22 protein-coding genes are annotated in these 26508 nt (G+C 61.7%); 19 read left to right on the top strand and 3 right to left on the bottom strand.

The genetic code is table 11. The features are described 5' to 3' along the window. A partial coding sequence (locus ACYYKW_RS19090; protein WP_464990843.1) for a retention module-containing protein occupies nt 1-1278 on the bottom strand: 1278 nt, incomplete at its 3' end. A gap of 360 nt (nt 1279-1638) precedes the next feature. Between ACYYKW_RS19090 and ACYYKW_RS19085 the strand changes: the two genes are divergently transcribed. The 11 genes from ACYYKW_RS19085 to ACYYKW_RS19035 all read left to right on the top strand — a co-directional run bounded on the left by ACYYKW_RS19085 (nt 1639) and on the right by ACYYKW_RS19035 (nt 15450). Beyond that, nucleotides 1639-2991, top strand: a complete 1353-nt coding sequence (locus ACYYKW_RS19085) for a TolC family outer membrane protein (RefSeq protein ID WP_464990842.1) — start codon at nt 1639-1641, stop codon at nt 2989-2991. 33 nt (nt 2992-3024) lie between these two features. Continuing rightward, on the top strand, nt 3025-5181 hold the full coding sequence (locus ACYYKW_RS19080; protein ID WP_464990841.1) for a type I secretion system permease/ATPase: 2157 nt from the start codon (nt 3025-3027) through the stop codon (nt 5179-5181). Next, complete coding sequence (locus tag ACYYKW_RS19075; RefSeq protein ID WP_090288088.1) at nt 5171-6538, top strand: HlyD family type I secretion periplasmic adaptor subunit; 1368 nt, start codon at nt 5171-5173, stop codon at nt 6536-6538. Before ACYYKW_RS19080 ends, ACYYKW_RS19075 begins: the two co-directional genes overlap by 11 nt. Before the next feature lie 357 nt (nt 6539-6895). Continuing rightward, a complete protein-coding gene (locus ACYYKW_RS19070) occupies nt 6896-7801 on the top strand; it encodes a TauD/TfdA dioxygenase family protein (RefSeq protein ID WP_464990840.1) in 906 nt (301 codons plus the stop codon). Nucleotides 7802-7822: 21 nt separating this feature from the next. Next, nucleotides 7823-8683 carry an ABC transporter ATP-binding protein gene (locus tag ACYYKW_RS19065; RefSeq protein ID WP_464990839.1) on the top strand — a complete coding sequence of 287 codons (861 nt, stop codon included), beginning with the start codon at nt 7823-7825 and terminating at the stop codon, nt 8681-8683. A gap of 20 nt (nt 8684-8703) precedes the next feature. Beyond that, on the top strand, nt 8704-9570 hold the full coding sequence (locus ACYYKW_RS19060) for an ABC transporter permease (protein WP_464990838.1): 867 nt from the start codon (nt 8704-8706) through the stop codon (nt 9568-9570). Nucleotides 9571-9762: 192 nt separating this feature from the next. After that, nucleotides 9763-10680: a LysR family transcriptional regulator gene (locus ACYYKW_RS19055; RefSeq protein WP_090288096.1), complete on the top strand. Its 918-nt coding sequence runs from the start codon at nt 9763-9765 to the stop codon at nt 10678-10680. A 221-nt stretch (nt 10681-10901) separates the two neighbouring features. After that, on the top strand, nt 10902-12440 hold the full coding sequence (locus tag ACYYKW_RS19050) for an MFS transporter (protein WP_464990837.1): 1539 nt from the start codon (nt 10902-10904) through the stop codon (nt 12438-12440). A 26-nt stretch (nt 12441-12466) separates the two neighbouring features. Further along, entirely contained in the window at nt 12467-13534 is a 1068-nt protein-coding gene (locus ACYYKW_RS19045) for an HlyD family secretion protein (protein ID WP_464990836.1), read from the top strand. Then, on the top strand, nt 13531-15126 hold the full coding sequence (locus ACYYKW_RS19040; RefSeq protein WP_464990835.1) for an efflux transporter outer membrane subunit: 1596 nt from the start codon (nt 13531-13533) through the stop codon (nt 15124-15126). The genes ACYYKW_RS19045 and ACYYKW_RS19040 overlap by 4 nt, the downstream gene beginning before the upstream one ends. Before the next feature lie 78 nt (nt 15127-15204). After that, nucleotides 15205-15450 carry a DUF2789 domain-containing protein gene (locus tag ACYYKW_RS19035; RefSeq protein WP_464990834.1) on the top strand — a complete coding sequence of 82 codons (246 nt, stop codon included), beginning with the start codon at nt 15205-15207 and terminating at the stop codon, nt 15448-15450. Here the strand turns inward: ACYYKW_RS19035 and ACYYKW_RS19030 are convergent, their stop codons facing one another. After that, a complete protein-coding gene (locus ACYYKW_RS19030; protein ID WP_093096013.1) occupies nt 15451-15732 on the bottom strand; it encodes a type II toxin-antitoxin system RelE/ParE family toxin in 282 nt (93 codons plus the stop codon). It abuts the gene before it with no gap. Continuing rightward, nucleotides 15729-16007 (bottom strand): antitoxin of toxin-antitoxin stability system, encoded by a 279-nt coding sequence (locus ACYYKW_RS19025; RefSeq protein ID WP_090288106.1) that lies wholly within the window; start codon nt 16005-16007, stop codon nt 15729-15731. The genes ACYYKW_RS19030 and ACYYKW_RS19025 overlap by 4 nt, the downstream gene beginning before the upstream one ends. Nucleotides 16008-16201: 194 nt before the next feature. On the opposite strand from ACYYKW_RS19025, the gene ACYYKW_RS19020 reads away from it, so the two are divergent. The 8 genes from ACYYKW_RS19020 to pgaA all read left to right on the top strand — a co-directional run bounded on the left by ACYYKW_RS19020 (nt 16202) and on the right by pgaA (nt 26498). Further along, complete coding sequence (locus ACYYKW_RS19020) at nt 16202-16630, top strand: MarR family winged helix-turn-helix transcriptional regulator (RefSeq protein ID WP_090288108.1); 429 nt, start codon at nt 16202-16204, stop codon at nt 16628-16630. Next, nucleotides 16627-18690, top strand: a complete 2064-nt coding sequence (locus tag ACYYKW_RS19015; RefSeq protein WP_464990833.1) for an FUSC family protein — start codon at nt 16627-16629, stop codon at nt 18688-18690. The genes ACYYKW_RS19020 and ACYYKW_RS19015 overlap by 4 nt, the downstream gene beginning before the upstream one ends. Beyond that, entirely contained in the window at nt 18687-18896 is a 210-nt protein-coding gene (locus tag ACYYKW_RS19010; RefSeq protein WP_016772264.1) for a DUF1656 domain-containing protein, read from the top strand. The genes ACYYKW_RS19015 and ACYYKW_RS19010 overlap by 4 nt, the downstream gene beginning before the upstream one ends. Beyond that, on the top strand, nt 18893-19783 hold the full coding sequence (locus ACYYKW_RS19005) for an efflux RND transporter periplasmic adaptor subunit (protein ID WP_093096007.1): 891 nt from the start codon (nt 18893-18895) through the stop codon (nt 19781-19783). The genes ACYYKW_RS19010 and ACYYKW_RS19005 overlap by 4 nt, the downstream gene beginning before the upstream one ends. Next, the gene (locus ACYYKW_RS19000) at nt 19780-21222 is read left to right on the top strand and encodes an efflux transporter outer membrane subunit (protein ID WP_464990832.1); all 1443 of its coding nucleotides are present in this window, start codon (nt 19780-19782) and stop codon (nt 21220-21222) included. Before ACYYKW_RS19005 ends, ACYYKW_RS19000 begins: the two co-directional genes overlap by 4 nt. A gap of 93 nt (nt 21223-21315) precedes the next feature. After that, complete coding sequence (locus tag ACYYKW_RS18995; RefSeq protein ID WP_464990831.1) at nt 21316-21951, top strand: NADH:ubiquinone oxidoreductase subunit N; 636 nt, start codon at nt 21316-21318, stop codon at nt 21949-21951. A gap of 302 nt (nt 21952-22253) precedes the next feature. Further along, entirely contained in the window at nt 22254-23759 is a 1506-nt protein-coding gene (locus ACYYKW_RS18990) for a YdgA family protein (RefSeq protein WP_464990830.1), read from the top strand. A gap of 258 nt (nt 23760-24017) precedes the next feature. Beyond that, a complete protein-coding gene (gene pgaA / locus ACYYKW_RS18985) occupies nt 24018-26498 on the top strand; it encodes a poly-beta-1,6 N-acetyl-D-glucosamine export porin PgaA (RefSeq protein ID WP_464990829.1) in 2481 nt (826 codons plus the stop codon). Nucleotides 26499-26508: the final 10 nt, after the last annotated feature.

Here is a 26508-nt window from a genome sequence, read left to right as displayed (position 1 = left end):
GACGCTGCCAGTGGTCTGGCCCGCGCCGATGGTGATGGTCGAGCCGTTCGACAGGGTGACGGTGACCGGGGTTTGCGCCGGGTTGGTCAGTGTCGCGGTATAGGTGATCTGACCACCTTCAACGACGTTGTTGGTCGCGGTCAGGGTCAGGCCGGTGTTGTCGACCGAATCGGTAATGGTTGTCACCGCTGGCGTCGGATTCGGCACCAGATTTTCAAAGTTGCCACCGGTAGCGCCAGTGATCGTGGTGCTGACGGTGCTGCCATTGTTATAAACGTCGTTTGTCGGGGTCGGCACGTTGACGCTGCCAGTGGTCTGGCCCGCGCCGATGGTGATGGTCGAACCGTTGGACAGAGTGACGGTCACCGGGGTCTGGGCTGGATTGGTCAGCGTCGCGGTGTAGGTAATCTGCCCGCCTTCAGTAACGTTCGGGGCCGTCGTCAGGGTGACGGTGGTGGTGTCGACGGTATCGGTGACCTGGGTAGTCGCCGGAGTAGTCGGCGGGGTCACGGTGATGCCGTTGCCGCCGGTGGTCCCGGTGACGGTCACGTCGATTTGCGTCGGGTCGTTGTACACCGTGTCATTCGGCGCCAGCGGCACGTTGACAGTGCCGGTGGTGGAACCGGCCGGAATCACGATCACCGCGCCGTTGGACAGGGTGATGGTCAGGTCAGTCAGTGGTGCCTGGGTCAGGGTCGCAGTGTACACCAGCACGCCGCCGGCTTCGGTAATGGTCGGCGTGGCAGTCAGGCTCAGGGTCGAGGCGCGCAGGGCGTTGGTGGTGGTGTCGCTTGTCAGGCCACCGGTGGTGTCCTGGGCGACTTGCCCGGCAGCGTTGATCCCGGCAGTCGGGAAACCAATGGTCGGGTCGACCCGGCCCGCGGTCGCGTCGAGCATGACAAAACTGTGGCCGCCACCGGCGGCACCACCGGTACCCGCGGCGCTTGGGCCCGCAGCGGTGGATTCAAGGGCGGTGGTCGGGTCGACGCCGGCGGCGATGGCTTGCTGCAGCTCTTCTACAGAAGGCGCAGCTTGCGCGGTGGCTTCAGCCAGGTCGGTGCTGGAATCGGGCGCGCTGGCGCTCCACTGCGTATCGCGACCCAGATCGAGGGTGCGGCCATCGGCCATTTCCAGCGACACGGCGCCGGACAGGCCGGTGTCGATCTGATCGCCAACATAAAGGCGATCGCCTTCAACGAGTACGCGTCGCACGCCCTCTGGGGACACCACGAAAACCTGACCGACAATGCTTTTGACGATGGCAACAACACTGCTCATTGAAGACTCTCCGGGGTGTCGCGTTCAGTTGACTTCCATGGACCTGACGGGCGTCGGCGCCACTTCAGTCTGGACGTGTTTCTAGAAAATGGATAACTTGTTGACGCTGTATTTCGTCAATAAATTGGCTATAAATTTTCGCAATTAACTTTATGCCAAACTATTGACCTTATGGGTGCCATCCTAAACAATCGCCCCACTAATGTCACATTGATATTTCCGCGGCGACCTGTCCTTCAGCCTGTCATCCAGTTCCTCTTTTGAACTTTCCGACATACGGTCTTTCGGGTTGCCATCATCCGACGCAGCGCCGCGTTTTTGCTGTGATTCAAGACAAGAAGTTCTGGGAAAATTCCAACCATGCGTTCGCTTTTGCTCCTTGCCGTACCCTTCGCTCTCGCCGCTTCATTCGTACAAGCACAATCCTTACCAGAAGCCATGCAACAGGCACTGGATGTCCATCCGGAGATCCAGGCGGGAGTCAACGGTCGATTGGCAGCGGATTATCAGTTGAAGGCGGCGAAGGGCGGCTACCTGCCCAAGGTCGATCTACTGGGCGGTTACGGCCGCGAAGGCACCGACAGCGTGACCACTCGCGCCAACGGCGGCGGCAATCACTGGGAGACGTTGAATCGCAGCGAGTCAAGTTTACGTCTCTCGCAAATGGTTTTTGACGGTTTTGCCACCTCCAACGAAGTTGCGCGTCAACAAGCCAACGTCAGCTCGCGTGCCTACTCGCTGCTCGGCACTTCCGAACGTACCGCGCTGACTGTCGCTCAGGTTTATCTGGATGTGCTGACCCGCCGCGAATTCGTGCGTCTGGCCGAGGAAAATCTCAAGAGTCACCAGCGCATCTACGACCAGATCCAGTTGCGCACTCAGCGCGGCGTAGGCAGTGGCGCCGACCTCGATCAGGCCGAAGCGCGGATGGCCCAGGCCCGCAACAACCTGATCACCGAGCAGACCAACCTCGCCGACTCGGAAACCAATTTCCTCAGCGCCGTCGGCCAGATGCCCGATCAACTGGAGCGCCCGGCGCCGTTCATGGCAATGATGCCGGCCAACCTCAACGAGGCCCGCGCGCAGATGCTGGAAAACAGCCCGATCCTGCGTTCGGCCGAGTCGGATATCGCCGCTGCCGAGAAGCAGTACGCCACCGCCAAGTCGACCTTCTACCCACGTTTCGATGCCGAGCTGGGCCGCACCGCCGACAACGACCTCGACGGCCAGAACGGCCACAACAATGAATGGCAGGCGATGCTGCGCATGCGCTTCAACCTGTATTCCGGTGGCAGCAACAAGGCTGATCTGGAGTCCAAGTCGTACCTGGCCAATCAGGCGCTGGACATCCGCAACAACGCCCTGCGCCAGTTGAACGAGGAGCTTGGCCTGGCCTGGAACGCCCTCAACAACGCCAATGCGCAGGTGCCGATCGCCCAGCAATACGTCGATCACAGCACTTCGGTGCGCACCGCCTACCAGCGTCAATTCAGCCTTGGCGAACGCACCCTGCTGGACTTGCTCGACAGCGAAAACGAACTGTTCACCGCGTCGCGCCGTCTGGCGGAAATCAAGAACATTCAGTTATTTACTCAGTACCGAATCAAGGCGACCATGGGCCAATTGCTCAAAAGCCAGGGAGTGGTCGCGCCGTTGGCATCCGTTGTGCAGAACGATGTGAAGCCCAAGGTCCAGCTGCCTGGGATGAATTGAGTTATCCCTTTCAACTGTCAAAGAGTGTCGAGCGTGGAATCAGAAGTCAGTCGAGTTCAACTCAGCCATGATCCACGCGCGTTGCATGACGATCCGTTACTGGACGGTCTGCTCGCCCTTTGCATGCTGCACCAGAAGCCGGCCAGCGCAGCGATGCTGACCACCGGCCTGCCGCTGCCCAAACAACGTCTGAGTGTCGAGTTGCTGCCGCGTGCGGCGGCTCGCGCCGGCCTGCAAGGGCGAGTGCTGCAGCGCAAACTCGAAGAAATTCCGGCGATCGCCATGCCGGCCTTGCTGCTGCTCAAGGACGGCCGCAGTGCCGTGCTGCTCGGCTGGCAGGGCGATAACGACGCGCGGGTGCTGCTCAGCGAAAGCGATGGCGGCGAGTCGACCGTCAGCCGCGAACTGCTCGCTGACGACTACACCGGCAAAGTCTTCTTCGCTCAGCCGCAACATAAATTCGACGTCAACCACGGCACGCTGATTCCGCGTGCGCGCTCGTGGTTTCGCGACACCCTCAAACGCTCGCGCTGGCTCTACGCCGATGCGATCGCCGCGAGTTTCCTGATCAACATCATCGCCATGGCCGCGCCGCTGTTCGTGATGAACGTGTATGACCGTGTGGTGCCGAACCAGGCTGAAGCGACCCTGTGGGTGCTGGCGCTGGGGATTACCGGCGCGTACATCTTCGACCTGATCCTGAAAAGCCTGCGCAGTCTGTGCCTGGACCTGGCCGGGAAGAAAACCGACCTGATCATCTCGGCGACGCTGTTCGAACGCATCGTCGGCATGGCGATGAAATACCGCCCGGCGCGGGTCGGCAGCTTCGCCCAGAACATCCATGAGTTCCAGAGCCTGCGCGACTTCCTCGCCTCGTTGACCCTGACCAGCCTGATCGACCTGCCGTTTACCATTCTGATTTTCATCGTGATCGCCATTCTTGGCGGGCATCTGGTGTGGATTCCGGTGCTGGCCTTCCCGATCGCCTTGCTGATTGGCTACGCGTTGCAGAAGCCACTGGTCGCGACCATGGAGCGCACCATGGCCCTCGGTGCCGAGCGCCAGTCGAGCCTGATCGAAACCCTCGCCGGCCTCGACGCGGTCAAGGTCAACAACGCCGAAAGCGAGCGTCAGTATCAGTGGGAGCAGACCATCGGCACCCTCAGCCGCCTCGAGCTGCGGGTGAAAATGCTTTCCGGTCTGGCGATGAACATCACCCTGCTGATCCAGCAACTGGCCGGGGTGATCATGATCGTCTTCGGCGTCTACCAGATCATCGCCGGCAATCTGAGCATGGGCGGGCTGATTGCCTGCTACATGCTCAGCGGTCGCGCCCTCAGCCCGCTGGCCTCGCTGTCCGGTCTGCTCACGCGCTATCAGCAGGCACGGGTGACCATGACTTCGGTCGACCAGATGATGGAGCTGCCGCAGGAACGCAATTTCGAAGAACGCCCGCTGAGCCGCAAGGTGCTGCAAGGTGCCATCGAGTGCCGCCAGCTGAGCTTCACCTACCCGGAACAACAGAACCCGGCGCTGAAAAACATCAACCTGGTGATCCGTCCGGGCGAGAAGATCGGCATCATCGGCCGCAGCGGCTCGGGCAAGAGCTCGCTGGCGAAACTGCTGGTCGGCCTCTATCAACCGGACGACGGCGCGCTGCTGGTCGATGGCGTGGACATCCGCCAGATCGACGTCAGCGAACTGCGCTACAACATCGGCTACGTCCCACAAGACATCCAACTGCTGGCCGGCACCTTGCGCGACAACCTGGTTTCCGGGGCGCGTTATGTTGAAGACGAACTGGTTTTGCAGGCAGCGGAACTGGCCGGCGTTCACGAATTTGCCCGACTGCATCCGCAGGGTTATGAGCTGCAAGTCGGCGAGCGTGGGCAGAACCTCTCCGGTGGCCAGCGGCAGAACGTTGCCCTGGCTCGGGCGCTGCTGCTCAATCCGCCGATTCTGCTGATGGACGAGCCGACCAGCGCCATGGACAACACCGGCGAAGAACGCCTCAAGCAACGCCTCGCGGCGGTGATCGAAAACAAGACCGTGGTGCTGGTGACGCACCGGGCCTCGCTGTTGTCGCTGGTCGATCGCCTGCTGGTGGTCGATCGCGGGCAGATTCTTGCCGACGGCCCGAAAGCCGCGGTGATGGAAGCGTTGAAAAAGGGGCAGATCAGTGTTGCTTAAGTCCGGTGTCAAGGAATCGATCCGTCGCTACTTCAAGGGCTCTGCTTCGCTGCAGGGCCAGCCGCTGCCGGAGGTCAACAAGGCGCTGATCGAAGACGCCCCGCGCGTCGTGCGCCTGACCATCTGGGCGATCATCGGCTTCTTCGTGTTCCTCATGCTCTGGGCCAACTTCGCCGTGATCGACGAAGTGACCAAAGGCGACGGCAAGGCGATTCCGTCGTCGAAGATTCAGAAAATCCAGAACCTGGAGGGCGGCATCGTCTCGGAACTATTCGTCAAGGAAGGCCAGATCGTCGAAGCCGGCGCGCCGCTGATTCGTCTCGACGACACGCGTTTTGCCTCCAACGTGGGCGAAACCGAGGCCGATCGCCTGTCGATGTTGTTGCGCGTCGAGCGCCTGAGCGCGGAAGTCGATGATCGTCCGCTGAATTTCCCCGAGGACGTGCTCAAAGCTGTACCGGGCCAGGCTAAAAGCGAAGAGTCGCTGTACATCAGCCGTCGTCAGCAATTGCACGACGAGATCGGCGGCTTGCAGGAGCAGTTGATTCAGCGCCAGCAAGAGCTGCGCGAGTTCAGCTCCAAGCAGGCGCAGTACCGCCAACAACTGGGCCTGCAACGCCAGGAAATCAACATGTCCGAGCCGCTGGTGGCGCAGGGCGCGGTGTCGCCGGTGGAAGTGCTGCGGCTCAAGCGCGCGGAAGTCGAAACCCGTGGTCAGCTCGACGCAACCACCCTGGCCATCCCGCGTGCCGAATCGGCGATCAAGGAAGTGCAGCGCAAGATCGACGAGACCCGTGGCAAATTCCGCAGCGAAGCGCTGACTCAGCTCAACGAAGCGCGCACCGATCTGAACAAGGCCCAGGCCACCGGCAAGGCCCTTGAAGACCGCGTCAGCCGTACGCTGGTTACCTCACCTGTGCGGGGTATCGTCAACAAGTTGCTGGTCAACACCATCGGCGGCGTCATCCAGCCAGGCAGCGACATGGTCGAAATCGTGCCGCTCGATGACACCCTGCTGGTCGAAGCGAAAATTCGTCCACAGGACATCGCTTTCCTGCATCCGGGGCAGGAAGCGATCGTCAAATTCACTGCGTACGACTACACCATTTATGGCGGGCTCAAGGCGCAGCTCGAGCAGATCGGCGCCGACACGATCACCGATGAAGACAAGAAAACCACCTACTACATGATCAAGGTGCGCACCGAGCGCAGCCATCTGGGCACGGATGAAAAGCCGCTGCTGATCATTCCGGGGATGGTCGCTTCGGTGGATATCATCACCGGCAAGAAGTCAGTGTTGAGCTACCTGCTCAAACCGATCATTCGCGCGCGGGCCGAGGCGTTGCACGAACGCTGATTTTCAGTGGCCTCACTGGCCTCATCGCTGGCAAGCCAGCTCCCACAAGGTTCTTGGTTGGAACTTGATTATGTATCCGACACAAAAAACTGTGGGAGCTGGCTTGCCAGCGATGGCGTCAGCAAAATCGCCACTTCGTGCTTGTAAGTGACACAAATCGTCACCCAACCCGTACCAACCGCCATATCGTTATTCTCTAACGGTATTTAAGTTCCAATTCTTATACCTATAAAGTCGTCCCCCTGCGTACCTGCCGACCAATCGGCGCGCCGCACGACCTGAACCAACACGCAATCCAGCGTGAGTGTCTGATCGACGAGCGCGCCCGTGAGCGCGCCGTGCGTGGGAGATGGAAAGATGTCCACAGCTACTGCCACCCTGAGCGCCGCGACCGCCGCGCCGCAAACTTTCGAAGTTCGCCCGTTCAGCGGTGCCGTCGGTGCCGTCGGTGCCGAAATTATCGGACTCGACCTGAGCCGACCGGTCAATGACCAGGATTTCGCGCGCATTCATCGCGCGCACCTCGATCACCATGTCGTGGTGTTTCGCGACCAACGGATCACCCCGCAACAGCAGATCGATTTCAGCCGCCGCTTCGGTGTGCTGCAGATTCACGTGCTCAAGCAGTTCCTGCTGGCCAATCATCCGGAAATCCTCATTGTTTCCAATATCATCGAAAACGGCCAGAACATCGGCCTCGGTGACGCCGGTAAGTTCTGGCATTCCGATCTCTCCTATAAAGAGCTGCCGAGCCTCGGTTCGATGCTTCACGCCCAGGAGTTGCCGGAGGAGGGCGGCGACACGCTGTTTGCCGACATGCACAAAGCCTGGGACAACCTGCCCGCCGCGCTGCGCAAGGCTGTCGAAGGCCGCTTCGCTGCGCACTCGTACACCGCGCGCTACAGCGAAACCAGGTTCGAGGGCAACTGGCGCCCGACCCTGACCCCGGAACAACTGGCGCAAGTCGCCGAAGTGGTGCATCCGGTGGTGCGCACACACCCTGAAAACGGCCGCAAGGCCCTGTTCGTCAGCGAAGGCTTCACCACCCGCATCGTCGGCCTGCCGCAAGACGAAAGTCAGCAACTGCTGAGTGAGCTCTACGCCCACAGCGTGCTGCCGCAAAACATCTACCGCCATCAGTGGCAACCCCATGACCTGGTGTTCTGGGACAACCGCTCGCTGATCCACCTCGCCGCTGGTTGCCCCGCGCACCTGCGCCGCAAGCTGTATCGGACGACCATCCAGGGCGATGCGCCTTTCTGATTCGCGGAGATTGCCAAGACCATGAACGCTCCCTTGCCAGGCCACGCGGCCAGCAACCCGGTCGTCCGCAGCGAAGCGCTGCTGGCGGTCGATCGCGTCAGCCTCGAATACCGCACGCCGCAACGCGTGGTGCGCGCCACCCATCAGGTCAGTTTCGAAATCGACCCGGCCGACCGTTACGTGCTGCTCGGCCCGTCCGGCTGCGGCAAGTCGACCTTGCTCAAAGCCGTCGCCGGTTTCATCCAGCCGTCCGAAGGCGAGATCCGTTTGCAAGGCCAGCGCGTCGATGCGCCGGGGCCGGACCGAATTGTGGTGTTTCAGGAATTCGATCAACTGCCACCTTGGAAAACCGTCAAACAGAACGTGATGTTTCCGCTGCTGGCCTCGCGAACGTTGAACAAAAAACACGCCGAAGAACGTGCGCTGCACTATCTGGAAAAGGTCGGGCTGGCGGCGTTCGCCGACGCCTATCCACACACCCTGTCCGGCGGCATGAAAGCGCGGGTCGCGATTGCCCGGGCACTGGCGATGCAACCGAAAATCCTTCTGATGGACGAGCCGTTCGCTGCGCTGGATGCGCTGACCCGGCGCAAGATGCAGGAGGAGCTGCTGCTGCTCTGGGACGAGGTGCGTTTTACCTTGCTGTTCGTCACCCACTCGATCGAAGAGGCGCTGGTGGTCGGCAATCGCATTCTGTTGCTGTCGCCCCATCCGGGGCGCGTGCGCGCCGAAGTGCACAGCCATCAATACGATCTGCATAGCCTTGGCGGTGTGGCGTTTCAGGAGTCGGCGCGGCGCATTCACCGGCTGCTGTTCGATGAAGGCCAGTCGCCCGACACCGAACGTGATCATGACTTCAACGACATTCGCATCGCCTATTGAGCGGCCAGGAGGACTACCCGATGAGCCATTCATCATCCGTGCGTGAAGAATTCGAAATCGAGCTCGAGCCGCTGACGGCGGTGCCGGTCGAGCGTGAGCTGGCGCTGGGTACGCGGCTGTGGCAACAGGGCTGGCTGCGCAAGAGCCTGATCCTGATCGTGCTGGCGCTGCTGTGGGAAGTGGTCGCGCGAGTCCAGAACAATGACCTGATGCTGCCGAGTTTTCTGCAGACCAGCCATGCGCTGTTCGACGGCTTGCTCAGCGGTGAGCTGTTGGCCAAGGTATGGATTTCCCTGGTGGTGCTGATCAAGGGTTATCTGATCGGTATCATCCTCGCCTTTGGCCTGACCACGCTGGCGGTGTCGACGCAGTTGGGCCGCGATCTGCTCAGCACAATGACTTCCATGCTCAACCCGCTGCCGGCGATAGCCTTGTTGCCGCTGGCGCTGCTGTGGTTTGGCCTGGGGCAGAACAGCCTGATTTTCGTGCTGGTGCATTCGGTGCTGTGGGCGTTGGCGCTGAACACCTATGCCGGTTTCATGGGTGTCTCCGAAACCCTGCGTATGGCTGGGCGCAATTACGGTTTGAAGGGCTTGCGCCTGGTCCTGTTCATTTTGATCCCGGCGGCGCTGCCGTCGATTCTGGCCGGGCTGAAGATTGGCTGGGCGTTTGCCTGGCGCACCCTGATCGCGGCAGAACTGGTGTTCGGCGCCACCAGCGGCAAGGGCGGGCTCGGCTGGTACATCTTCCAGAACCGCAACGAGCTGTACACCGACAAGGTGTTCGCCGGGTTGGCCGTGGTGATCCTGATTGGATTGCTGGTGGAGAATCTGGTGTTCGATTCGCTGGAGCGGGTGACGGTCAAGCGTTGGGGTATGCAGCGCTGATTATGGTGTGACCGCCGGCCTCATCGCTGGCAAGCCAGCTCCCACAGGTTTTGTGATGGTCGCAATATTGTGAGCTCCCAAGGCACTGTGGGAGCTGGCTTGCCAGCGATGGCGTCCTATCCAGCGCCGCCATTTCTGGATGTTTGCTAGCATTGCGCCCAGATCAATCCCGATCAGCCAAGAGTGCTCAGCATGCAACTCCCGGACATGAACCTGCTCGTCGCCCTCGACGCTCTGCTCGACGAGGGCAGTGTGGTCGGTGCGGCGCGGCGGATGAATCTCAGCCCGGCGGCGATGAGCCGCACGTTGACGCGTATCCGCGAAGCCATCGGCGATCCGATTTTGGTGCGCGCCGGCCGCGGTCTGGTGCCGACACCCAAGGCTCTTGAGCTGCGCGAGCAGGTGCGCGACGTGGTCGAGCAGGCCGCGCTGCTGTTCCGGTCTGCCGATAGCGTGGAACTGGGCACCCTGCGGCGGCGCTTCAGCATTCGCGCCAATGACTTTTTCGTCGGCGTCTATGGCGGCAAGTTGTTCGACACCCTCGACAAACTCGCCCCGCACTGCGAACTGCGCTTCGTCCCGGAAGGCGACGGCGACGACGAGGCGCTGCGCGAAGGACGCATCGACCTGAGCGTCAGCAACACCCGGCCGGTCACGCCTGAAGTGAAAGTGCAGAACCTGTTCTCGACGCATTTTGTCGGTCTGGTGCGCGAGGACCATCCGCTGCTCGATGGCGAAATCACCGCCGAGCGCTACGCCGGGTTTTCCCATATCAGCATGTCGCGCCGGGGCATCGCCCGCGGCCCGATCGATACGGCGCTGAATGCGCTGGGCCTGGAGCGGCGGGTGGCGGTGATTGCGCCGAGTTTCCATGCGGCGATGTTTGCCCTGCCGGACTCCGACCTGATCCTGCCGGTGCCCAAGGAAGCCCTGCTGAGTGTCCGTCGCCTGGGCCTGAAACTGCGCTCGTTCAACCTGCCGATTCCCTTGCCGATGCTGATGCTGACCCAGGCCTGGCACCCGCGCTTCGACAAGGACCCGGCACACCGCTGGCTGCGCGAAACCTTGAAAACCTGCTGCGATGAAACGTGGCTGGCGGCACAGCCCTAGACCTGGAACCGACACAAATCCCTGTAGGAGTGAGCCTGCTCGCGATAGCGGTGTGTCATTCGACACCTGAATCAACTGACACACCGCTATCGCGAGCAGGCTCACTCCTACAAGTCTCATTGTTGTGTCTGATGCACTTATAACCTGCCAATAAGTCAATTTTCGGCATTGCCAAGCCCCACTAAAATGCTCCGGTATTTTTCTCTCCGGAGTGTGTATTCATGACATCCCTGACGGCTGCTGCACCTATTGCTGCGGCCAATCCGGCGACGGCGGCTGCGCCACCGGTGTTCGGGGCGCGGATCATCATTGGCCTGGTCGGCGTGCTGCTGGCAGTGCTGGTGTCGGGCCTCAACGAGATGGTGACCAAGGTCGCCCTCGCCGATATTCGCGGCGCGCTGCACATCGGTTACGACGAAGGCACCTGGCTGGTCGCCAGTTACACCGCCACCTCGGTCGCGGCCATGGCGTTCGCGCCGTGGTGCTCGGTGACCTTCTCGCTACGGCGCTTCACCTTGTGCGCGATCAGCCTGTTCACCTTGCTCGGTGTGCTGTGCCCGTTCGCGCCTAACTACGAAAGCCTGCTGCTGATGCGCACTGTGCAGGGGCTGGCGGGCGGCGCCTTGCCGCCCATGTTGATGACCGTCGCCCTGCGTTTCCTGCCAGCGAACATCAAGCTGTACGGACTGGCCGGTTATGCGCTGACCGCGACCTTCGGCCCGGGACTGGGCACGCCACTGGCCGGTTTGTGGACCGAATACGTCGGCTGGCAATGGACGTTCTGGCAAATCGTCGTGCCGTGCCTGATCGCCATAGCGGCGGTGGCCTATGGCATTCCGCAGGATCCGCTGCGTCTCGAACGCCTGAAGACCTTCAACTGGAAAGGTTTGCTGTTGGGGTTTCCGGCGATCTGCATGCTGGTCATCGGCCTGCTGCAAGGCAATCGCCTGGACTGGTTCGAATCGAACCTGATCTGCGCCTTGCTCGGCGCCGGCTCGCTATTGCTGGTGGCGTTTCTGATCAACGAGTGGTCGCAGCCGATTCCGTTTTTCAAATTGCAGATGCTCGGCATTCGCAACCTGTCGTTCGCCCTGATGACGCTGGCCGGCGTATTGGTCGTATTGCTTGCTGTGGTGCTGATTCCGTCGAGTTATCTGGCCCAGGTGCAAGGTTATCGCCCGGTGCAGACCGCGCCGATCATGCTGATCGCAGCCCTGCCGCAGTTGCTCGCGCTGCCGCTGGTGGCGGCGCTGTGCAACCTGCGCTGGGTCGACTGCCGCTGGGTGCTGGGGATCGGTTTGAGCCTGCTGGCGCTGTCATGCCTGGGCGGGTCGCACCTGACCTCGGCGTGGATCCGCGATGATTTTTATGTGCTGCAGTGGTTGCAGATTCTCGGCCAGCCGATGGCGGTGCTGCCGTTGCTGATGCTGTCCACTGGCAGCATCACCCCGCTGGACGGACCGTTCGCCTCGGCGTGGTTCAACACCGTCAAAGGGCTCTCGGCGGTAGTTGCCACCGGAGTGATCGAGGCGCTGACCACTTCGCGCCTGCATTTTCATTCGAGCATGTTGGTCGACAGCCTTGGCAATTCGCCGCTGGCCGATCACCGCGATCCGGGGCTCGCCCATCGCCTGCACGAACAGGCGGTGGTGCTGACGTCCTCGGATCTTTACATCTGCATGGCAGGCGTCGCGCTGGCGCTGATTCTGCTGATTTTCTGGCTGCCGACGCGGATCTATCCGCCGCGCGCGCCGACTTGATCGCTGCACTGAAACAGAAGGTTTTTATGACGACTCAAGCAAAGCAAAAACTCGCGGTGGCCGTTGCCGCTGCGCTGGCTGTCGGCGTGCTGGTGTACCTGGCGCTGCCTGGCCTGTTTGGTAAACGGACCGAGCAAAGCACCAACGATGCCTTTGTCTCGGCGGATTACACGCTGGTGGTGCCGCGCGTCGCCGGGTTCATCAAGCAAGTGCTGGTCGAGGACAACCAGCAGGTGAAGGCCGGGCAATTGCTGGCGCTGATCGACGACCGCGATCTGCGTGCCGCAGCCGAAGCGGCGGACGCGCAAACGCTGGTCGCGCGAGCGCAGCTACAGAATGCCCAGGCGACGCTGGAGCGCCAGACTTCGCTGATCGCCCAGGCTCAGGCCTCCGTGGTGTCGGCCAAGGCTGAGATGGCTTTCGCCCAGCAGGAACTGAACCGCTACAACCACCTCGCCGGTGTCGGTGCCGGTACGGTGCAGAATGCGCAACAGGCGCGCACGCGGATCGATCAGGCCTTGGCGCGGCTCGACACGGCGACGGCGAAGCTAGCCGCCGAGCGCAAGCAAGTGGAAATCCTCACGGCGCAACGGGACGCCGCCGAAGGCAGTCTGAAACACGCGCAAGCGGCGCTGGAAATCGCCAGTTTCAACCTCTCCTACACGCGCATCACCGCGCCGCAGGACGGCATGATCGGCGAGCGCGCGGTGCGGGTCGGTGCCTACGTGACGCCGGGCAGCAAACTGTTGGCGGTGGTGCCGTTGCAGCAGGCCTATGTAGTAGCTAATTTTCAGGAAACCCAGCTGACCGATGTGCAGCCGGGGCAGGACGTGCAGGTGCGAGTCGACAGCCTTGGTGGTGAAACGTTAAGCGGCCGCGTCGAAAGTATCGCACCAGCAACCGGTGTGACATTTGCCGCGGTGAAGCCGGACAACGCCACCGGCAATTTCACCAAAGTCGTGCAGCGGATTCCAGTGAAGATCATGCTGGAGCCGGGCCAGCCATTGGCCGAACGATTGCGGGTGGGGATGTCGGTGGAGGCGAGTATCCATACGGCGCAGGCGAAGGTGGATCGCGAGGTGGTACAGCGATGACCAGTGTTGAATTGACTGGCCTCATCGCTGGCAAGCCAGCTCCCACAGGGTCCATGGGCAGCCCTGAAAAATCTGGACAGCCTGCACAATCCCTGTGGGAGCTGGCTTGCCAGCGATGGGGCCAGTGGCAGCAAATCACTTCAAGTGCCTTGCTCACCCTATGCCTCAGCGCCTGCACTGTCGGCCCCGACTTCCAAAGGCCCGAAGCCACGCCAATCACCAACTGGGCCAAACCCGCCAAATCCGCCCCCAGCCAAGCCGTCAGCGAACCGCTCAACGAGCGCTGGTGGGAGGTCTTCAAAGATCCGCAGCTCTCGGCTCTCACCCAGCGTGCCGTGCGCAGCAACCTCGACCTGCAACTGGCCAGCCGTCGTCTGCAGCAAAGCCGCGCCGCCCGTCAGGTGATCACTGCCGAGCGTTACCCGAACACCGCTGCCAGCGGCAGCTATGGACGCAAGCGCAACAGTGGCGAAGGCCTCAACGATCCTTCCGGGCATAACGGCGATTCGGCCTTCAACCTGTGGGATGCCGGTTTCTCTGCGTCCTGGGAGTTGGACTTCTGGGGCCGCGTGCGCCGTGAAACCGAAGCCGCCAACGCCAACCTGCAAGTCGCCGAAAACGACCGCCGTGGCGTCTTGTTGACCGTGCTCGCCGACACCGCGCAAAACTACATTCAGTTGCGCGGCGTGCAGAACACCCGCGCCGTCACCGAACAGAACCTCGACGTCGCCCGTCACAGCCTCAAGCTTTCACAACTGCGTCTGGCCGACGGCGTGGCGACCGATCTGGACGTCGCCGAAGCCGCCGCGCAGGTCGCCGCCATCGAAGCGCGCCTGCCGGCGCTGGAGCAGCGCCAGGCGCAACTGATCAACGCGATCAGCCTGTTGATGGGCGAGCCGCCGCAGGCCTTGGCCAGAGAGTTATCCACAGACGCAGCGGTGCCGCAGCCGCCGCTACAAGTGGCGATCGGCTTGCCGTCGCAACTGGCCGAACGACGCCCCGACATCCGCCAGGCCGAAGCACGTCTACATGCGGCTACCGCCACTGTCGGCGTGGCCAAGGGCGATTTCTACCCACGCATCACCTTGTCCGGCAACCTCGGCTCGCAAGCCATGCAACTCAGCGACTTCGGTTCCTGGGGCTCGCGCGCGTTCGGCATCGGCCCGCAATTCAGCCTGCCGCTGTTCGACGGCGGACGCCTGCGCGGCATGCTGCAACTGCGCGAAGCGCAACAGCAGGAAGCTGCCATCGCTTATCAGCAAACCGTACTGCGCGCCTGGCACGAAATCGACGATCAACTGACCGCCTACAACGCCAGCCAGCGCCGCCGTGACAGCCTCGCCGAAGCCGTGCGCCAGAACCAGATCGCCCTGCGCACCGCGCAGCAACAATACGTCGAAGGCGTGTCCGACTTCGTCAACGTCCTCACCGTGCAGAGCGCCTTGCTGGCGACGCAGGAACAGTGGGTGGAAAGCTCAACCGGCGTCTCGTTGGCGATGGTCGGCTTGTACAAGGCGCTGGGCGGCGGATGGCAGTCGGTGTATCCGGCGCAGCCGATGGCTGCGGCCACGCCGGACGTCGCGAAGCCCTGAACCAACAGCGCCAGCTATGCTCAACTCCACTGGAACAAGCGGTTTAACGCCGCGCCTGAATGCCAGAGGAGTTGCAGCATGGAAAATCCACAACACAGCCTCCCGGCCCTGTTCAAACAACTCGGCCTCGCTGACGACGCCACCGGCATCGACCAATTCATCGCCAGCCATTCCCCGCTCAAGCCGGAATTGCATTTGGCGGAGGCGTTTTTCTGGTCGAAAAGCCAGGCGCAGTTCCTGCGCGACGAGATTCTGGAGGATGCGGATTGGGCGGAGGTGGTGGATCAGTTGGATGTGATGTTGCGTAAGGGGCGTGAGGGGTGATTACTTCGGCTGAGGCCAAGCTCGTGCCGTATGAACCAGCGCCATGATATAGACGGCGTCGCGCTCCGTTTGATAGACAAGACGGTAACTTGGATGTGGAATCACCTCCCGTGTACCGGCAATGATGCCGGCACGGCCAATCAGCGGGTTGTCAGAAAGGCGATGTACCGCTTCGCTGAAGCGTAAATCCATTTCGATGGCCGCTCTTGGGTTGGCGGCCTGCAAATAATCCCAAATGTCTGCACGATCCTGTGCGGCGGCTGGCGTCCATATAATCCTCATAGGCGATCTTCCGCCTGCCTGCGTTTGGCAGCGAACGCGGCTTCTACATCTTCGTTGCTCAATCCGTTCCCCGAACGCATGGATTCCCGAGCGATTTCAACCTTGCGTTGTAAAAAGGCTTCGTATTCACGCGCCTCTCGTTGGGTTTGTACGTACTGACGCATCATGTCTCGCATAATTTGCGAGGCTGGCCGATGTGCCGCCTCTGCTTCCGCCATGAATTCTTCTCGGAGCTCCGGCTCTAGCTTCATTGTGAAAACGGCTTGTTTTGACATGTCAGTCTCCTACGACTAGTAATGACAACGTATATACCTTGTCATCACTTAATTGGCATTATTTGTTTGATCACGGCGACCAGCGGGGAGATTTGTTTCAAAACTTGACTGAATTTCCTCTCCAATGCGATATTGATAGTTAGCAAACTAACAGTGTCCGTTTTCCCGTGTCCGATTCCCTCGACAATCTCCAGATGAACATCAGCAGCGCCATGGTGGTGGCCGCGCGGCATTGGCGGAAGATCTGCCAGACCACGCTGGTGAACTATGGAATTTCCGAAGCCTGCGCCGTTCCATTGTTGATGATCGGGCGTCTTGGCGAAGGTGTGCGCCAGGTTCAGGTGGCTCAGGCTGCCGGCATGGAGAGCCCGTCGCTGGTGCGCCTGCTCGATCAGCTGTGTCATTCCGGTTACGTCTGCCGTACCGAAGATGCTCAGGATCGCCGCGCCAAATGCCTGAGTCTGACTGACCGCGGCCGTGAGCTGGTGCAAGCGGTGGAGGTCGAGCTGGTGCGCTTGCGCCACGAGGTGCTCGAAGGCATCGATCGGGACGATCTGGAAGCTACGCTTCGGGTACTCAGGGCTTTTGAGGCGGCCAGCCCGCCTGTGGTGGTCAATTCTTGAACGGTTTTTTCACTGGCATTCCGCCGGCCCGGGACTGGTTCTACGGGGTCCGTACCTTTGCAGCGTCGATGATTGCGCTGTACATCGCCCTGCTCATGCAAATGCCGCGTCCGTATTGGGCGATGGCCACGGTGTATATCGTTTCCAGCCCGTTTCTCGGCCCGACCAGTTCCAAGGCGTTGTACCGCGCGATCGGCACGCTCCTCGGTGCTACAGCGGCGGTGCTGTTTGTACCGATGTTCGTGCAGAGCCCGTATGTCCTGGTGGTGGTGATCGCCTTGTGGACCGGGATCCTGCTGTTCATGTCCTTGCACCTGCGCACCGCCAACAGCTACGCGTTGATGCTCGCCGGCTATACCTTGCCGCTGATCGCCCTGCCGGTGGTTGATAATCCGCTGGCGGTATGGGATGTGGCCGAGGCGCGGACCGAAGAGATTTTTCTCGGCATCGCCGTCGCTGCCGTGGTCGGGGCGATGTTCTGGCCGCGTCGCCTGGCACCGGTGTTCAACGATGCGGTGAGCAAATGGTTCGCCGACGCCACCACCTACAGCCAGAAATTTCTCAGTCGCGATGTACAGCCTGAGGAAGTCACGGCTCTGCGCATGGCCATGGTCGCCAATTTCAACAGCCTCGAATTGATGATCGGCCAGTTGCCCCACGAAGGCGCGCGGTCGCAGACCGTGCGCAACACCAAGGAACTGCGCGGGCGGATGATCCACCTGCTGCCGGTGATCGATGCGCTGGAAGATTCGCTGTATGCCCTTGAGCGGCGCACCCCGGAACTGGTCGCACAATTCCAGCCGCTGTTGACGGCGACCCGTGAATGGCTGAGCCACGCAGATGCCAATCTCGACCGCTGGCAAGCGCTGAAAGATCAGCTCGAGGCCTTACAGCCGAGCGCTGCGGCGCTGGAAGATCGCAAACAAGTGCTGTTCTCCAACGCGCTGTATCGCCTCGGTGAATTTATCGATCTGTGGCAGGACTGTCGCAGTCTGCAGGACGCGATTTTGTGCGAACGCCAGGACAGCTGGCGTGCGGTGTATCGCCACTGGCGCCTCGGCCGGTTGACGCCGTTTATCGATCGCGGGTTGATGCTGTATTCGGCGGCTTCGACGATTCTGGCGATCATCGTCGCTTCAGTGTTGTGGATCCTGCTCGGCTGGCCGGACGGCGGCAGTGCGGTGATTCTCGCGGCGGTCGCGTGCAGTTTCTTCGCCTCGATGGATGACCCGGCACCGCAGATCTACCGGTTCTTTTTCTGGACCGGCATGTCAGTGCTGTTCGCCAGTCTTTATCTGTTTTTGATCCTGCCCAACCTGCATGATTTCCCGATGCTGGTGCTGGCGTTTTCCGTGCCGTTCATCTGCGTCGGCACACTGACCGTACAGCCGCGTTTCTACCTCGGGATGCTGCTGACATTGGTCAACACCTCGTCGTTCATCAGCATTCAAGGCGCTTACGATGCCGACTTTTTCGCCTTCGTGAACTCCAACCTGGCAGGGCCGATCGGCCTGCTGTTCGCTTTCATCTGGACCCTGGTGGCGCGGCCGTTCGGCGCGGAACTCGCGGCCAAGCGTCTGACTCGTTTCAGCTGGAAGGACATCGTGCGCATGACCGAGCCGGCCAACCTTGCCGAGCACCGGCAACTGGGCGTGCAACTGCTTGATCGGCTCATGCAGCATTTGCCGCGTCTGGCCCTGACAGGGCAAGACACCGGGATTGCGATGCGTGAAGTGCGCGTGGGGCTGAATATGCTCGATTTGCTGGCCTACACCCCGCGGGTGAGCGGTGCGCCCAAGGCCTTGCTGCAGCAAGTGGTCAGCGAGGTCGGCGAGTATTTCCGCGCCTGCCTCAAGGCTGGCGAACGCCTGCCAGCGCCGAGCGGTCTGCTGATGACCCTCGACCGTACCCGCCGCGCGCTCAGTGGCCAGGGCGACGATGAAACCCGCCTGCACTTGCTGCACGCCTTGAGCGGTTTGCGTCTGGCCTTGTTGCCGGGCGTCGAATTCGTCTCCAGCGCCGAGCCCGAAGAACCGCTGCCCGATGGAGCGCCCCTATGATCGGTGACCTGGACATCAGCGGCATTTTTCTGCCGACGCTGCTGGTTTTGATGGGCATCACTTACGTGTTGTTTTTGCTGGTGCATGGCGTGCTGCAACGCCTGCACTTTTACCGTCTGGTCTGGCACCGGGCATTGTTCAACGTGGCGCTCTATGCCGTGCTGCTGTACGGCGTGGACTCACTCAGTCGATACCTGATGACATGAAAAAACCGTTTCTGACTATTGGTCGCGTGGTCCTGACCCTGCTGATCGTGACCTTCGCCGTGGTCCTCGTCTGGCGCATGGTGATGTATTACATGTTTGCGCCGTGGACCCGCGACGGCCACATCCGCGCCGACATCATCCAGATTGCCCCGGACGTGTCCGGGCTGATCCAGCAGGTGGAAGTGAAGGACAACCAGCTGATCAAGCGCGGCCAGGTGTTGTTCAGCATCGACCAGGACCGTTTCAAACTGGCCCTGCGTCAGGCCAAGGCTGCTGTCGCCGATCGCGAAGAAACCCTTGCCCAGGCGCAGCGTGAAGCCAAGCGTAACCGTGGCTTGGGCAACCTGGTGCCGGCCGAGCAACTGGAAGAAAGCCAGTCGCGCGTAGCCCGTGCGCAATCGGCGCTGGCCGAGGCGTTGGTGGCGGTGGACAGCGCGCAGCTCAACCTCGACCGTTCGGTGATCCGCAGCCCGGTCGACGGTTACGTCAACGACCGCGCGCCGCGTCCACAGGAGTTCGTCACCGCCGGGCGGCCGGTGTTGTCGGTGGTCGACAGCAACTCCTTCCACATCGACGGCTACTTCGAAGAAACCAAACTCGACGGCATACACGTTGGTCAGTCGGTGGACATCCGCGTGATCGGCGACCGCGCCAGACTGCGCGGCCACGTCGAAAGCATCGTTGCCGGCATCGAAGACCGCGACCGCACCAGCGGCAGCAACCTGTTGCCCAACGTCAACCCGGCGTTCAGCTGGGTGCGCCTGGCGCAGCGGATTCCGGTGCGTATCGCCTTTGATGAGGTGCCGGCAGATTTCCGCATGATCGCCGGACGCACGGCCACGGTGTCGATCATTGAGGATGATCAACAGCGGGAGCCTGCGCAATGAGCAGGGCGCTGATCATCGCCGGGCTCGGCCTGATGTTGTCGGCGTGTCAGGTGGTCGGGCCGGATTATCAGGTGCCTGACGACGCGGCGATTCAGCGCAAGGACATTCAGGGCGAACTGACGGTGGCCGGCAAACCGGTGGTCTCGGCGCCGGTGCCGGCGGACTGGTGGCGGCTGTACCAGGATCCGCGTCTGGATCAGCTGGTGCAGCAGGCCATGGCCTCCAACACCGATTTGCGCGTGGCGGCAGCCAACCTGCAACGCGCGCGGGCGCAGGTCGATGAGGCCGAAGCGGCGGGCGGCTGGAGCGGTGGGGTGAAAATGGGTGCCCAGCGTTTGCAGGAATCCGGACAGGCATTTTTGCTGCCGGAAAAAGTGCCGGTGGCCAACATTGCCGATATCGGCATCAGCGCCTCGTATCAGTTCGATCTGTGGGGCACGCTGCAACGTGGTATCGAAGCGGCAAAAGCCAACGCCGACGCGACCCAGGCCGCCGCCGATACCGCGCGCATCACATTGGTTGCCGACGTTGTGCGCGCCTACACCCAAATCTGTGCCGCCAATGAAGAGCGCGAGATCGCTCAGCATTCCCTGGATCTGCAATCGCAAAGCACCTCGTTGATCCAGCGTTTGCGGGACGCCGGGCGTGGCGACGAAACTCAGGTCACCCGTTCGCAAACCCAATTCAAGTCCCTGCGCGCCGACATGCCGCGCTACGAAGCGGCGCGTCAGGCCGGTTTGTTCCGTCTGTCGATGCTGCTGGCCAAACCGGTCGATCAACTACCGGCGGGCACCGCCAGTTGCGCCGAGCTGCCGAAAATCGCTCAGTTGCTGCCAGTCGGTGACGGCGCCGCATTGCTCAAGCGGCGCCCGGATATCCGTCAGGCCGAACGGCGTCTGGCCGCGGCCACGGCCGGGATCGGCATCGCCACCGGTGAGTTGTACCCGGACATCAGCATCGGCGCGACCATCGGCACGGTCGGCATCATCGATGACCTCGGTGATCCGTCGACCAACCGCTGGGGCTTTGGCCCGTCGCTGAACTGGAAAGTGCCGACCAACGGCGCCCGCGCGCGCATCCGCGAAGCCGAGGCCAATACCCAGGGCGCGCTGGCGCATTTCGACGGCGTGGTGCTCAACGCCATCCGTGAAACCCAGACCGGCCTGGCCCAGTACAGTGCGCTGCTGCAACGCCGCGACGCATTGGCCGAGGCCGAGCAGTCGGCAAAACTGGCCGCCGAGCAGACGCACCGCTTTTTCCAGGCCGGCCGCGAGTCGTTCCTCGCCGACCTGCAAGCGACCCGCACCTACACCGATGTCACCGCGCAACTGGCCGCCGCCAACACGCAAGTCGCGATGAGCCAGATCGATTTGTTCCTCGCCCTGGGCGGCGGCTGGGAAAGCGGACGAACGCACGCTTCAAGTCCCGGCAAACCCTGAGGTCATTGCTATGCTTTGAAGTGTTGGAGGCGCGCCCCGTGCAAAGCGCGCCTTCTGCACGCATCGCTGGCGCTGGTCCGGGGGAAACCAATAATGAAAAACCCTTATGCTCTGGGCTTCTGGTGCGCCTTGATAGCGCTGGTGCTGCTATCGGCCACCTATTTCTACGGCATCATGCTGGCCCACCAGATCGACACGGCCATGATCTTCCTCGACAGTGCTGTGGCGCTGATCGCGGTCATGGCGATCGTCGTGGTCGCGTGGGCCTCGGTTCAGGTGCAGCGGGTCAAGAAACGCCAACTGGAACAAGGCAAGGTCCTGGTGCTGATCTGGGACACCAAAGTCGCCCTGCGCCGGGTCGAAACCGTGTTCGACCGCTATTTCTGGGGCAGCTACTGGCAGCCCGGGCGCACCTTCGCCGAAGTCATGGGCGAACTCACCGGCACTCCGCTGGAAAAAAGCCTCGATGCCCTGAAGAAACAGTGCCTTGAACTCGACAAGCAGATCGCCGACGAGGGTTGGCACTGGCTGAACAACGCCCGTGAACTGTCCGACGTTGCCACCGCCATGGCCCGCGAACGCTATCAACTGGATTTCTGCGACCCACGCGCCGAGGGGCCAGAGGGCGCGGTGATCGATCGTGACTTTGAAGTGCTGGTTTATACCTGGACGGCGCGGCTCAAAAGCTTTGATCATCAACTCGATGAGATCGAGGCTGAATATTCCTGATGCTCGGCTGAATCACCTGGCCTCATCGCTGGCAAGCCAGCTCCCACCGGGGTTTGTGTTTACCGCTCATCCCCTGTGGTAGCTAGCCTGCTAGCGATGGCGGCTTCGCTAACCGCGAAACTCTCACTGCCTGCTCACTGTCCATTCCCCCCATGGACACTCTTTAACCTTTAAACATTGGGCCGGTTCCCGCGCCCGGTGCTAATCTCCACCGCTGAATTCAGCGCAGTCGAGCCGCGACCCGGTCACGGGTTCAGGGAAGACGACCACACTCACAGCCACGGAAATCGATCAGGTCATTCATGAATAAATCAGCAGGCGTGCTTCTCGGAATTGTTGTTGCCATCGGCGCGATCAGCGCGGGCGGGGCCTGGTACACCGGGACCAAGATCGAGGGCGTGCTGAACAACGCCGTCAGCAACGCCAACAAAGAGCTGCAGACCGCCATGGCCGGCTCCAACGGCACGGCGTCTCTGGAACTGGTGTCGCTGGAGCGCCACACGTTCACCAGCACCGCGCACTACCGCCTCAAAGGCGAGGGCGAGATGTTCGGCGATGCACAGGTCGAGTTGCTGTTCGTCGACCACATCGAGCACGGCCCGCTGCCATTCTCGCGTCTGGTGTCGTTGAAGTGGCTGCCGGTCATGGCCACCAGCAACTACGAGCTGGAGAGGAGCCCGACCACTGAAAAATGGTTCGCCGCGACCAAGGGCGCCGCGCCGCTCAAAGGTGTGACCAACATCGGCTACGACGAATCGACCACCAGCACGCTGGACCTGGTGCCGTTCGAAACCGCGCTGGATGCACAGTCGAACCTGAAATTTTCCGGCCTGACCATGGACATTTCCGCCAGCGCCCAGGCGCAGAAGGTCAAGGCGGACGGTTACATGGACAACCTGAAACTGGTCACCGTGGCCGAAGACCAGACACCGGTGCAGGTCGAAATCAACGGGCTGACCCTGGCCAGCAACCTCGCCAAAAGCAGCTATGGCTACTACACCGGGGAAAACACCCTGGAAGTGACCAGCAGCAAAACCACCTTCGGTGCGCAGCCGATGGTGCTGGGTGTGAAGAACTTCGAAATGAAGAACCGCACCGAAGAAAACGCCAGCAATGCTTCCGGCCGCGCTGACTACAAGATTGGCGAAGTGACCCTCAACGACAAGAAAGTCGGCTCGGCGGCCATGGCCATGAGCCTGAAGAACCTCGACATTCCGTCGACGATGTCGCTGATGCAGATCTACCAGACCAAGCTGCAGCCTTATGAAAAAGCTGCCGCCGAAGCGGCCGCTCAGGGTTTGCCGGCACCGGAGCTGAACCTGACCGAAGCGGAAAACGCGCAGGTCAAAGCCGACCTGCAGAAACTGCTCGCCGCCGGCCCGCAACTGGCGCTGGAGAACCTCTCGTTCAACACCGCCAACGGCGAAAGCCGCGCCAATCTGGTCATTGACCTGACCAAGCCGCAGTCGATGGATCTGCCACCGGATCAACTGGGCAAGCAACTAATCGCTCTGCTGGACCTGAATATTCAGGTATCGAAACCGATGCTGGTCGATCTGCTCAGCGTGCAAGCGCAACTGGATGGTCAGACTGACGCCAAAGCCATTGTCGATCAGTCCAAGGAAGCAGCAGACATGTTTGCTGGCATGGCCGTCGGTTCGCAATTGGCGGTGGTCGACGGCACCAACGTGGTGACCAAGCTGCATTACGCGGCCAATCAGGTCGAATTCAACGGCCAGAAAATGACCGTTGAACAGTTCGTCGGCTTCCTGATGAGCAAGTTCGCCGGCGTCACGCAAGTGCAGTGATCGAGCGGCATCAATAGAAACGCCCGGCCTCTGTCACCCACAGGCGCCGGGCGTTTTGCCGTCTGGCGTTCGGGATTTACGCAGCCTCCTACCCCGCACTACGTGGATTCTGAACAATTATTGCGTTGCGAAAACTGGTCTACGCTTGCGTGCAACACTGCCTGACTAAGCGTGGCCATGGATGTTGCCATTGGCCACCGTTACGAATGGGCAAAGAGGGGCATCGCGACCCGGCTGGCCATGTAAGGATGCTGACGAATGCCGCGTATTGATGGTTCTGTATTACATCGTGGTTTACGCCCTTTGTTTCGAGTCGCGCTGTGCAGCCAGTTGCTCTGGCCGGCCCTGGCGTTCGCCGACACACCCTATGATCAGATGGTGCGCGACGCCCGTGTCGGGCATTACACGCCTGCGCTGACGCTGCTTCGCCAGATGCCGCCGGGTCAGGCGAGCACCGGGCAGATCAGCGATCACCTGCAAATCGCCAGTTGGGCCGGACTCGACGCCGAAGTGGTGCAGGTCTACGAGACCCAGGGCCGCGACCGCGTGCTGCCGGTGCAGGCGCTGACGGCCACCGCGCGGGCCTATCGCAACCTCAAGCGCTGGGATAAAGCCACTGAGGTCTACAACAAGGCCTTGGCCCTGGCGCCGGACAACGCCGACCTGCAACTGGGCCTGGCCCTGACTCAGGCGGATGCCGGCAAACCTGATGAAGCGGTGACACGCGCCAAAGCGCTGGTCGCCGCCAAACCCGATGATCCTGCGCGGCGCCTCGCGCTGGGCTATGCGCTGACCCGCGCCGGCAAGCAGTACGACGCCTTGTTCGAATACGATCAGGCGTTCATTCGTGCCGGCAGCAAACCGGAAGTTGCCCGCGAGTATGTGGTCGCGCTGCAAAAGGCGCGCTTGCCAGAGCCGGCGCTGCGTCTCGCTAAACAGCGTCCGGGGCTGATCGATCCGGTCACCTTGCGCCGCCTGGAAGGCGATCTGGCTGCCGAACGCGTGCGCCTCGCCGAACTCGCCACGCGCAGCGAAAAAGAGCGTTACGTCATTGCTGACCGCGCCTTGGCCGATTACGACCAGTTGCTCGCCACCTGGACGCCGGACGCCACGGCTCACGACGACGTGATCCGCTGGCGCATCGACCGCATGGGCGCGCTCAAGGCGCGAGCACGCACGGCTGAGGTCATCAGCGAATACCAGAAACTGCAAGGCGAAGGCGTGAAGATTCCCACCTACGCGTTGCGCTGGGTCGCGGCATCCTATCTGGATCAGCGTCAGCCGGAAATCGCCACCGACCTGTATCGCCAGGTGCTCTCGGCACCGGACGCCGATAGCGGCGATCGCCTCGAAGACACCACCGCACTGTATTACTCATTGCTGGAAAGCGATCGTGCCGAAGAAGCGCGCAAGGTCGCCGAAGACCTCGCCAAGTCACAGCGCCCGCGCGTCGAGCTCAAGGGCCTGCCGATTGGCAATCCCAACGATGAATGGATAGACGCCCAGCAACTGGCAGCGCAGGCCGGCACCTACGGCGCCGATCTGCCCCACGGCGAGGAACGCTTGCAAACCCTGGTCGATCAGGCGCCGGGCAACGTCGGTTTGCGTCTGGCTCAGGCCGATCTGTATCTGGCCCGGCAATGGCCACGCCGCGCGGAAAACCAGCTCAAGGAAACCGAAAGTATCGCGCCGCGCGACATCGGTCTGGAAGTGGCGCAAGCGCGCACCGCCATGGAATTGCAGGAGTGGCGGCAGAACGATGCGCTGGTCGGCGACGTGCTGGCGCGTAACCCGGACAACCGCCAGGTGCAACGTCTGGCCCGTGAGCGCGAAGTCCACGACATGGCCGAATTGCGCGTCGAAGCCTACGGCGGCAAGGCCAACGGCGGCGGCAGTGGCGATGCCGGTGCGGTCAGTGGCAGTCGCGACTTCGGCATCCAGAGCACCCTGTACAGCCCGCCGATCAATGAAGACTGGCGCGTGTTCGCCGGCCTCGGTTACGCCACCGGCGATTTCGCTGAGGGCACCGGTCACCATCGCTTCCAGCGTGTCGGTCTGGAGCGGCGCACCCGTGACATGACCCTTGAAGCCGAAGTGTCCAGTCACGACTACGGTTTCGGCGACAAGCAGGGTGCACGGCTGGCGCTCGCCCGTGACATCAATGATCACTGGCAGTACGGCGGCAGCCTCGAATACCTGTCGGCCGAAACGCCGCTGCGCGCACTCAACAGCGATATCAAGGCCAATGGTGGCAGCGCGTTCCTGCGCTGGCGCGCCAATGAAAGCCGCGAGTGGCGCCTGTCGGTGAGCCCGTCGCACTTCAGCGATGGCAATAACCGCGTCGAAGCCTTGCTGACCGGTCGTGAGGGGGTCTATAGCTCGCCGAAACTGCAGGTCGATGCGGGGCTGGAAGTCGGCACCAGCCACAACTCGCAATCCGATGACGTGCCGTACTTCAATCCCAAATCCGACTTCAGCGTGATGCCGCTGGTCAACGTCAATCACGTGCTCTACCACCGCTACGAAACGGCCTGGAGCCAGCAATTCCAGGCGGGCGCGGGGACTTACAGTCAGCGTGATCACGGCACCGGCGGCATGGCCCTGCTCGGCTATGGCCAACGCTATGCATGGAACGACGTGTTCGAGGTCGGCGGCCTGTTCAGTGTGATCAACCGGCCCTACGACGGAGATCGAGAGACTGATCTGCGTCTGCTCGTCGACCTCACTTTCCGCTTCTAGAAGAGTTTTA

The sequence above is a fragment of the Pseudomonas sp. 15C genome (assembly GCF_055484735.1).
The sequence above is the reverse complement of the archived record's forward strand: the minus strand, read 5'-3'. Positions and strand labels throughout refer to the sequence as shown.

Excerpts from the sequence above, each read along its gene's own strand:
- pgaA (WP_464990829.1), top strand. The coding sequence starts at position 24,018 with ATGCCGCGTATTGATGGTTCTGTATTACATCGTGGTTTACGCCCTTTG.
- ACYYKW_RS19040 (WP_464990835.1), top strand. The coding sequence starts at position 13,531 with ATGACCAGTGTTGAATTGACTGGCCTCATCGCTGGCAAGCCAGCTCCC.
- ACYYKW_RS19025 (WP_090288106.1), bottom strand. The coding sequence starts at position 16,007 with ATGTCAAAACAAGCCGTTTTCACAATGAAGCTAGAGCCGGAGCTCCGA.
- ACYYKW_RS19005 (WP_093096007.1), top strand. The coding sequence starts at position 18,893 with ATGAAAAAACCGTTTCTGACTATTGGTCGCGTGGTCCTGACCCTGCTG.
- ACYYKW_RS19000 (WP_464990832.1), top strand. The coding sequence starts at position 19,780 with ATGAGCAGGGCGCTGATCATCGCCGGGCTCGGCCTGATGTTGTCGGCG.
- ACYYKW_RS19085 (WP_464990842.1), top strand. The coding sequence starts at position 1,639 with ATGCGTTCGCTTTTGCTCCTTGCCGTACCCTTCGCTCTCGCCGCTTCA.
- ACYYKW_RS19010 (WP_016772264.1), top strand. The coding sequence starts at position 18,687 with ATGATCGGTGACCTGGACATCAGCGGCATTTTTCTGCCGACGCTGCTG.
- ACYYKW_RS19030 (WP_093096013.1), bottom strand. The coding sequence starts at position 15,732 with ATGAGGATTATATGGACGCCAGCCGCCGCACAGGATCGTGCAGACATT.
- ACYYKW_RS18990 (WP_464990830.1), top strand. The coding sequence starts at position 22,254 with ATGAATAAATCAGCAGGCGTGCTTCTCGGAATTGTTGTTGCCATCGGC.
- ACYYKW_RS19055 (WP_090288096.1), top strand. The coding sequence starts at position 9,763 with ATGCAACTCCCGGACATGAACCTGCTCGTCGCCCTCGACGCTCTGCTC.
- ACYYKW_RS19050 (WP_464990837.1), top strand. The coding sequence starts at position 10,902 with ATGACATCCCTGACGGCTGCTGCACCTATTGCTGCGGCCAATCCGGCG.
- ACYYKW_RS19060 (WP_464990838.1), top strand. The coding sequence starts at position 8,704 with ATGAGCCATTCATCATCCGTGCGTGAAGAATTCGAAATCGAGCTCGAG.
- ACYYKW_RS19035 (WP_464990834.1), top strand. The coding sequence starts at position 15,205 with ATGGAAAATCCACAACACAGCCTCCCGGCCCTGTTCAAACAACTCGGC.
- ACYYKW_RS19065 (WP_464990839.1), top strand. The coding sequence starts at position 7,823 with ATGAACGCTCCCTTGCCAGGCCACGCGGCCAGCAACCCGGTCGTCCGC.
- ACYYKW_RS19045 (WP_464990836.1), top strand. The coding sequence starts at position 12,467 with ATGACGACTCAAGCAAAGCAAAAACTCGCGGTGGCCGTTGCCGCTGCG.
- ACYYKW_RS18995 (WP_464990831.1), top strand. The coding sequence starts at position 21,316 with ATGAAAAACCCTTATGCTCTGGGCTTCTGGTGCGCCTTGATAGCGCTG.
- ACYYKW_RS19070 (WP_464990840.1), top strand. The coding sequence starts at position 6,896 with ATGTCCACAGCTACTGCCACCCTGAGCGCCGCGACCGCCGCGCCGCAA.
- ACYYKW_RS19020 (WP_090288108.1), top strand. The coding sequence starts at position 16,202 with ATGAACATCAGCAGCGCCATGGTGGTGGCCGCGCGGCATTGGCGGAAG.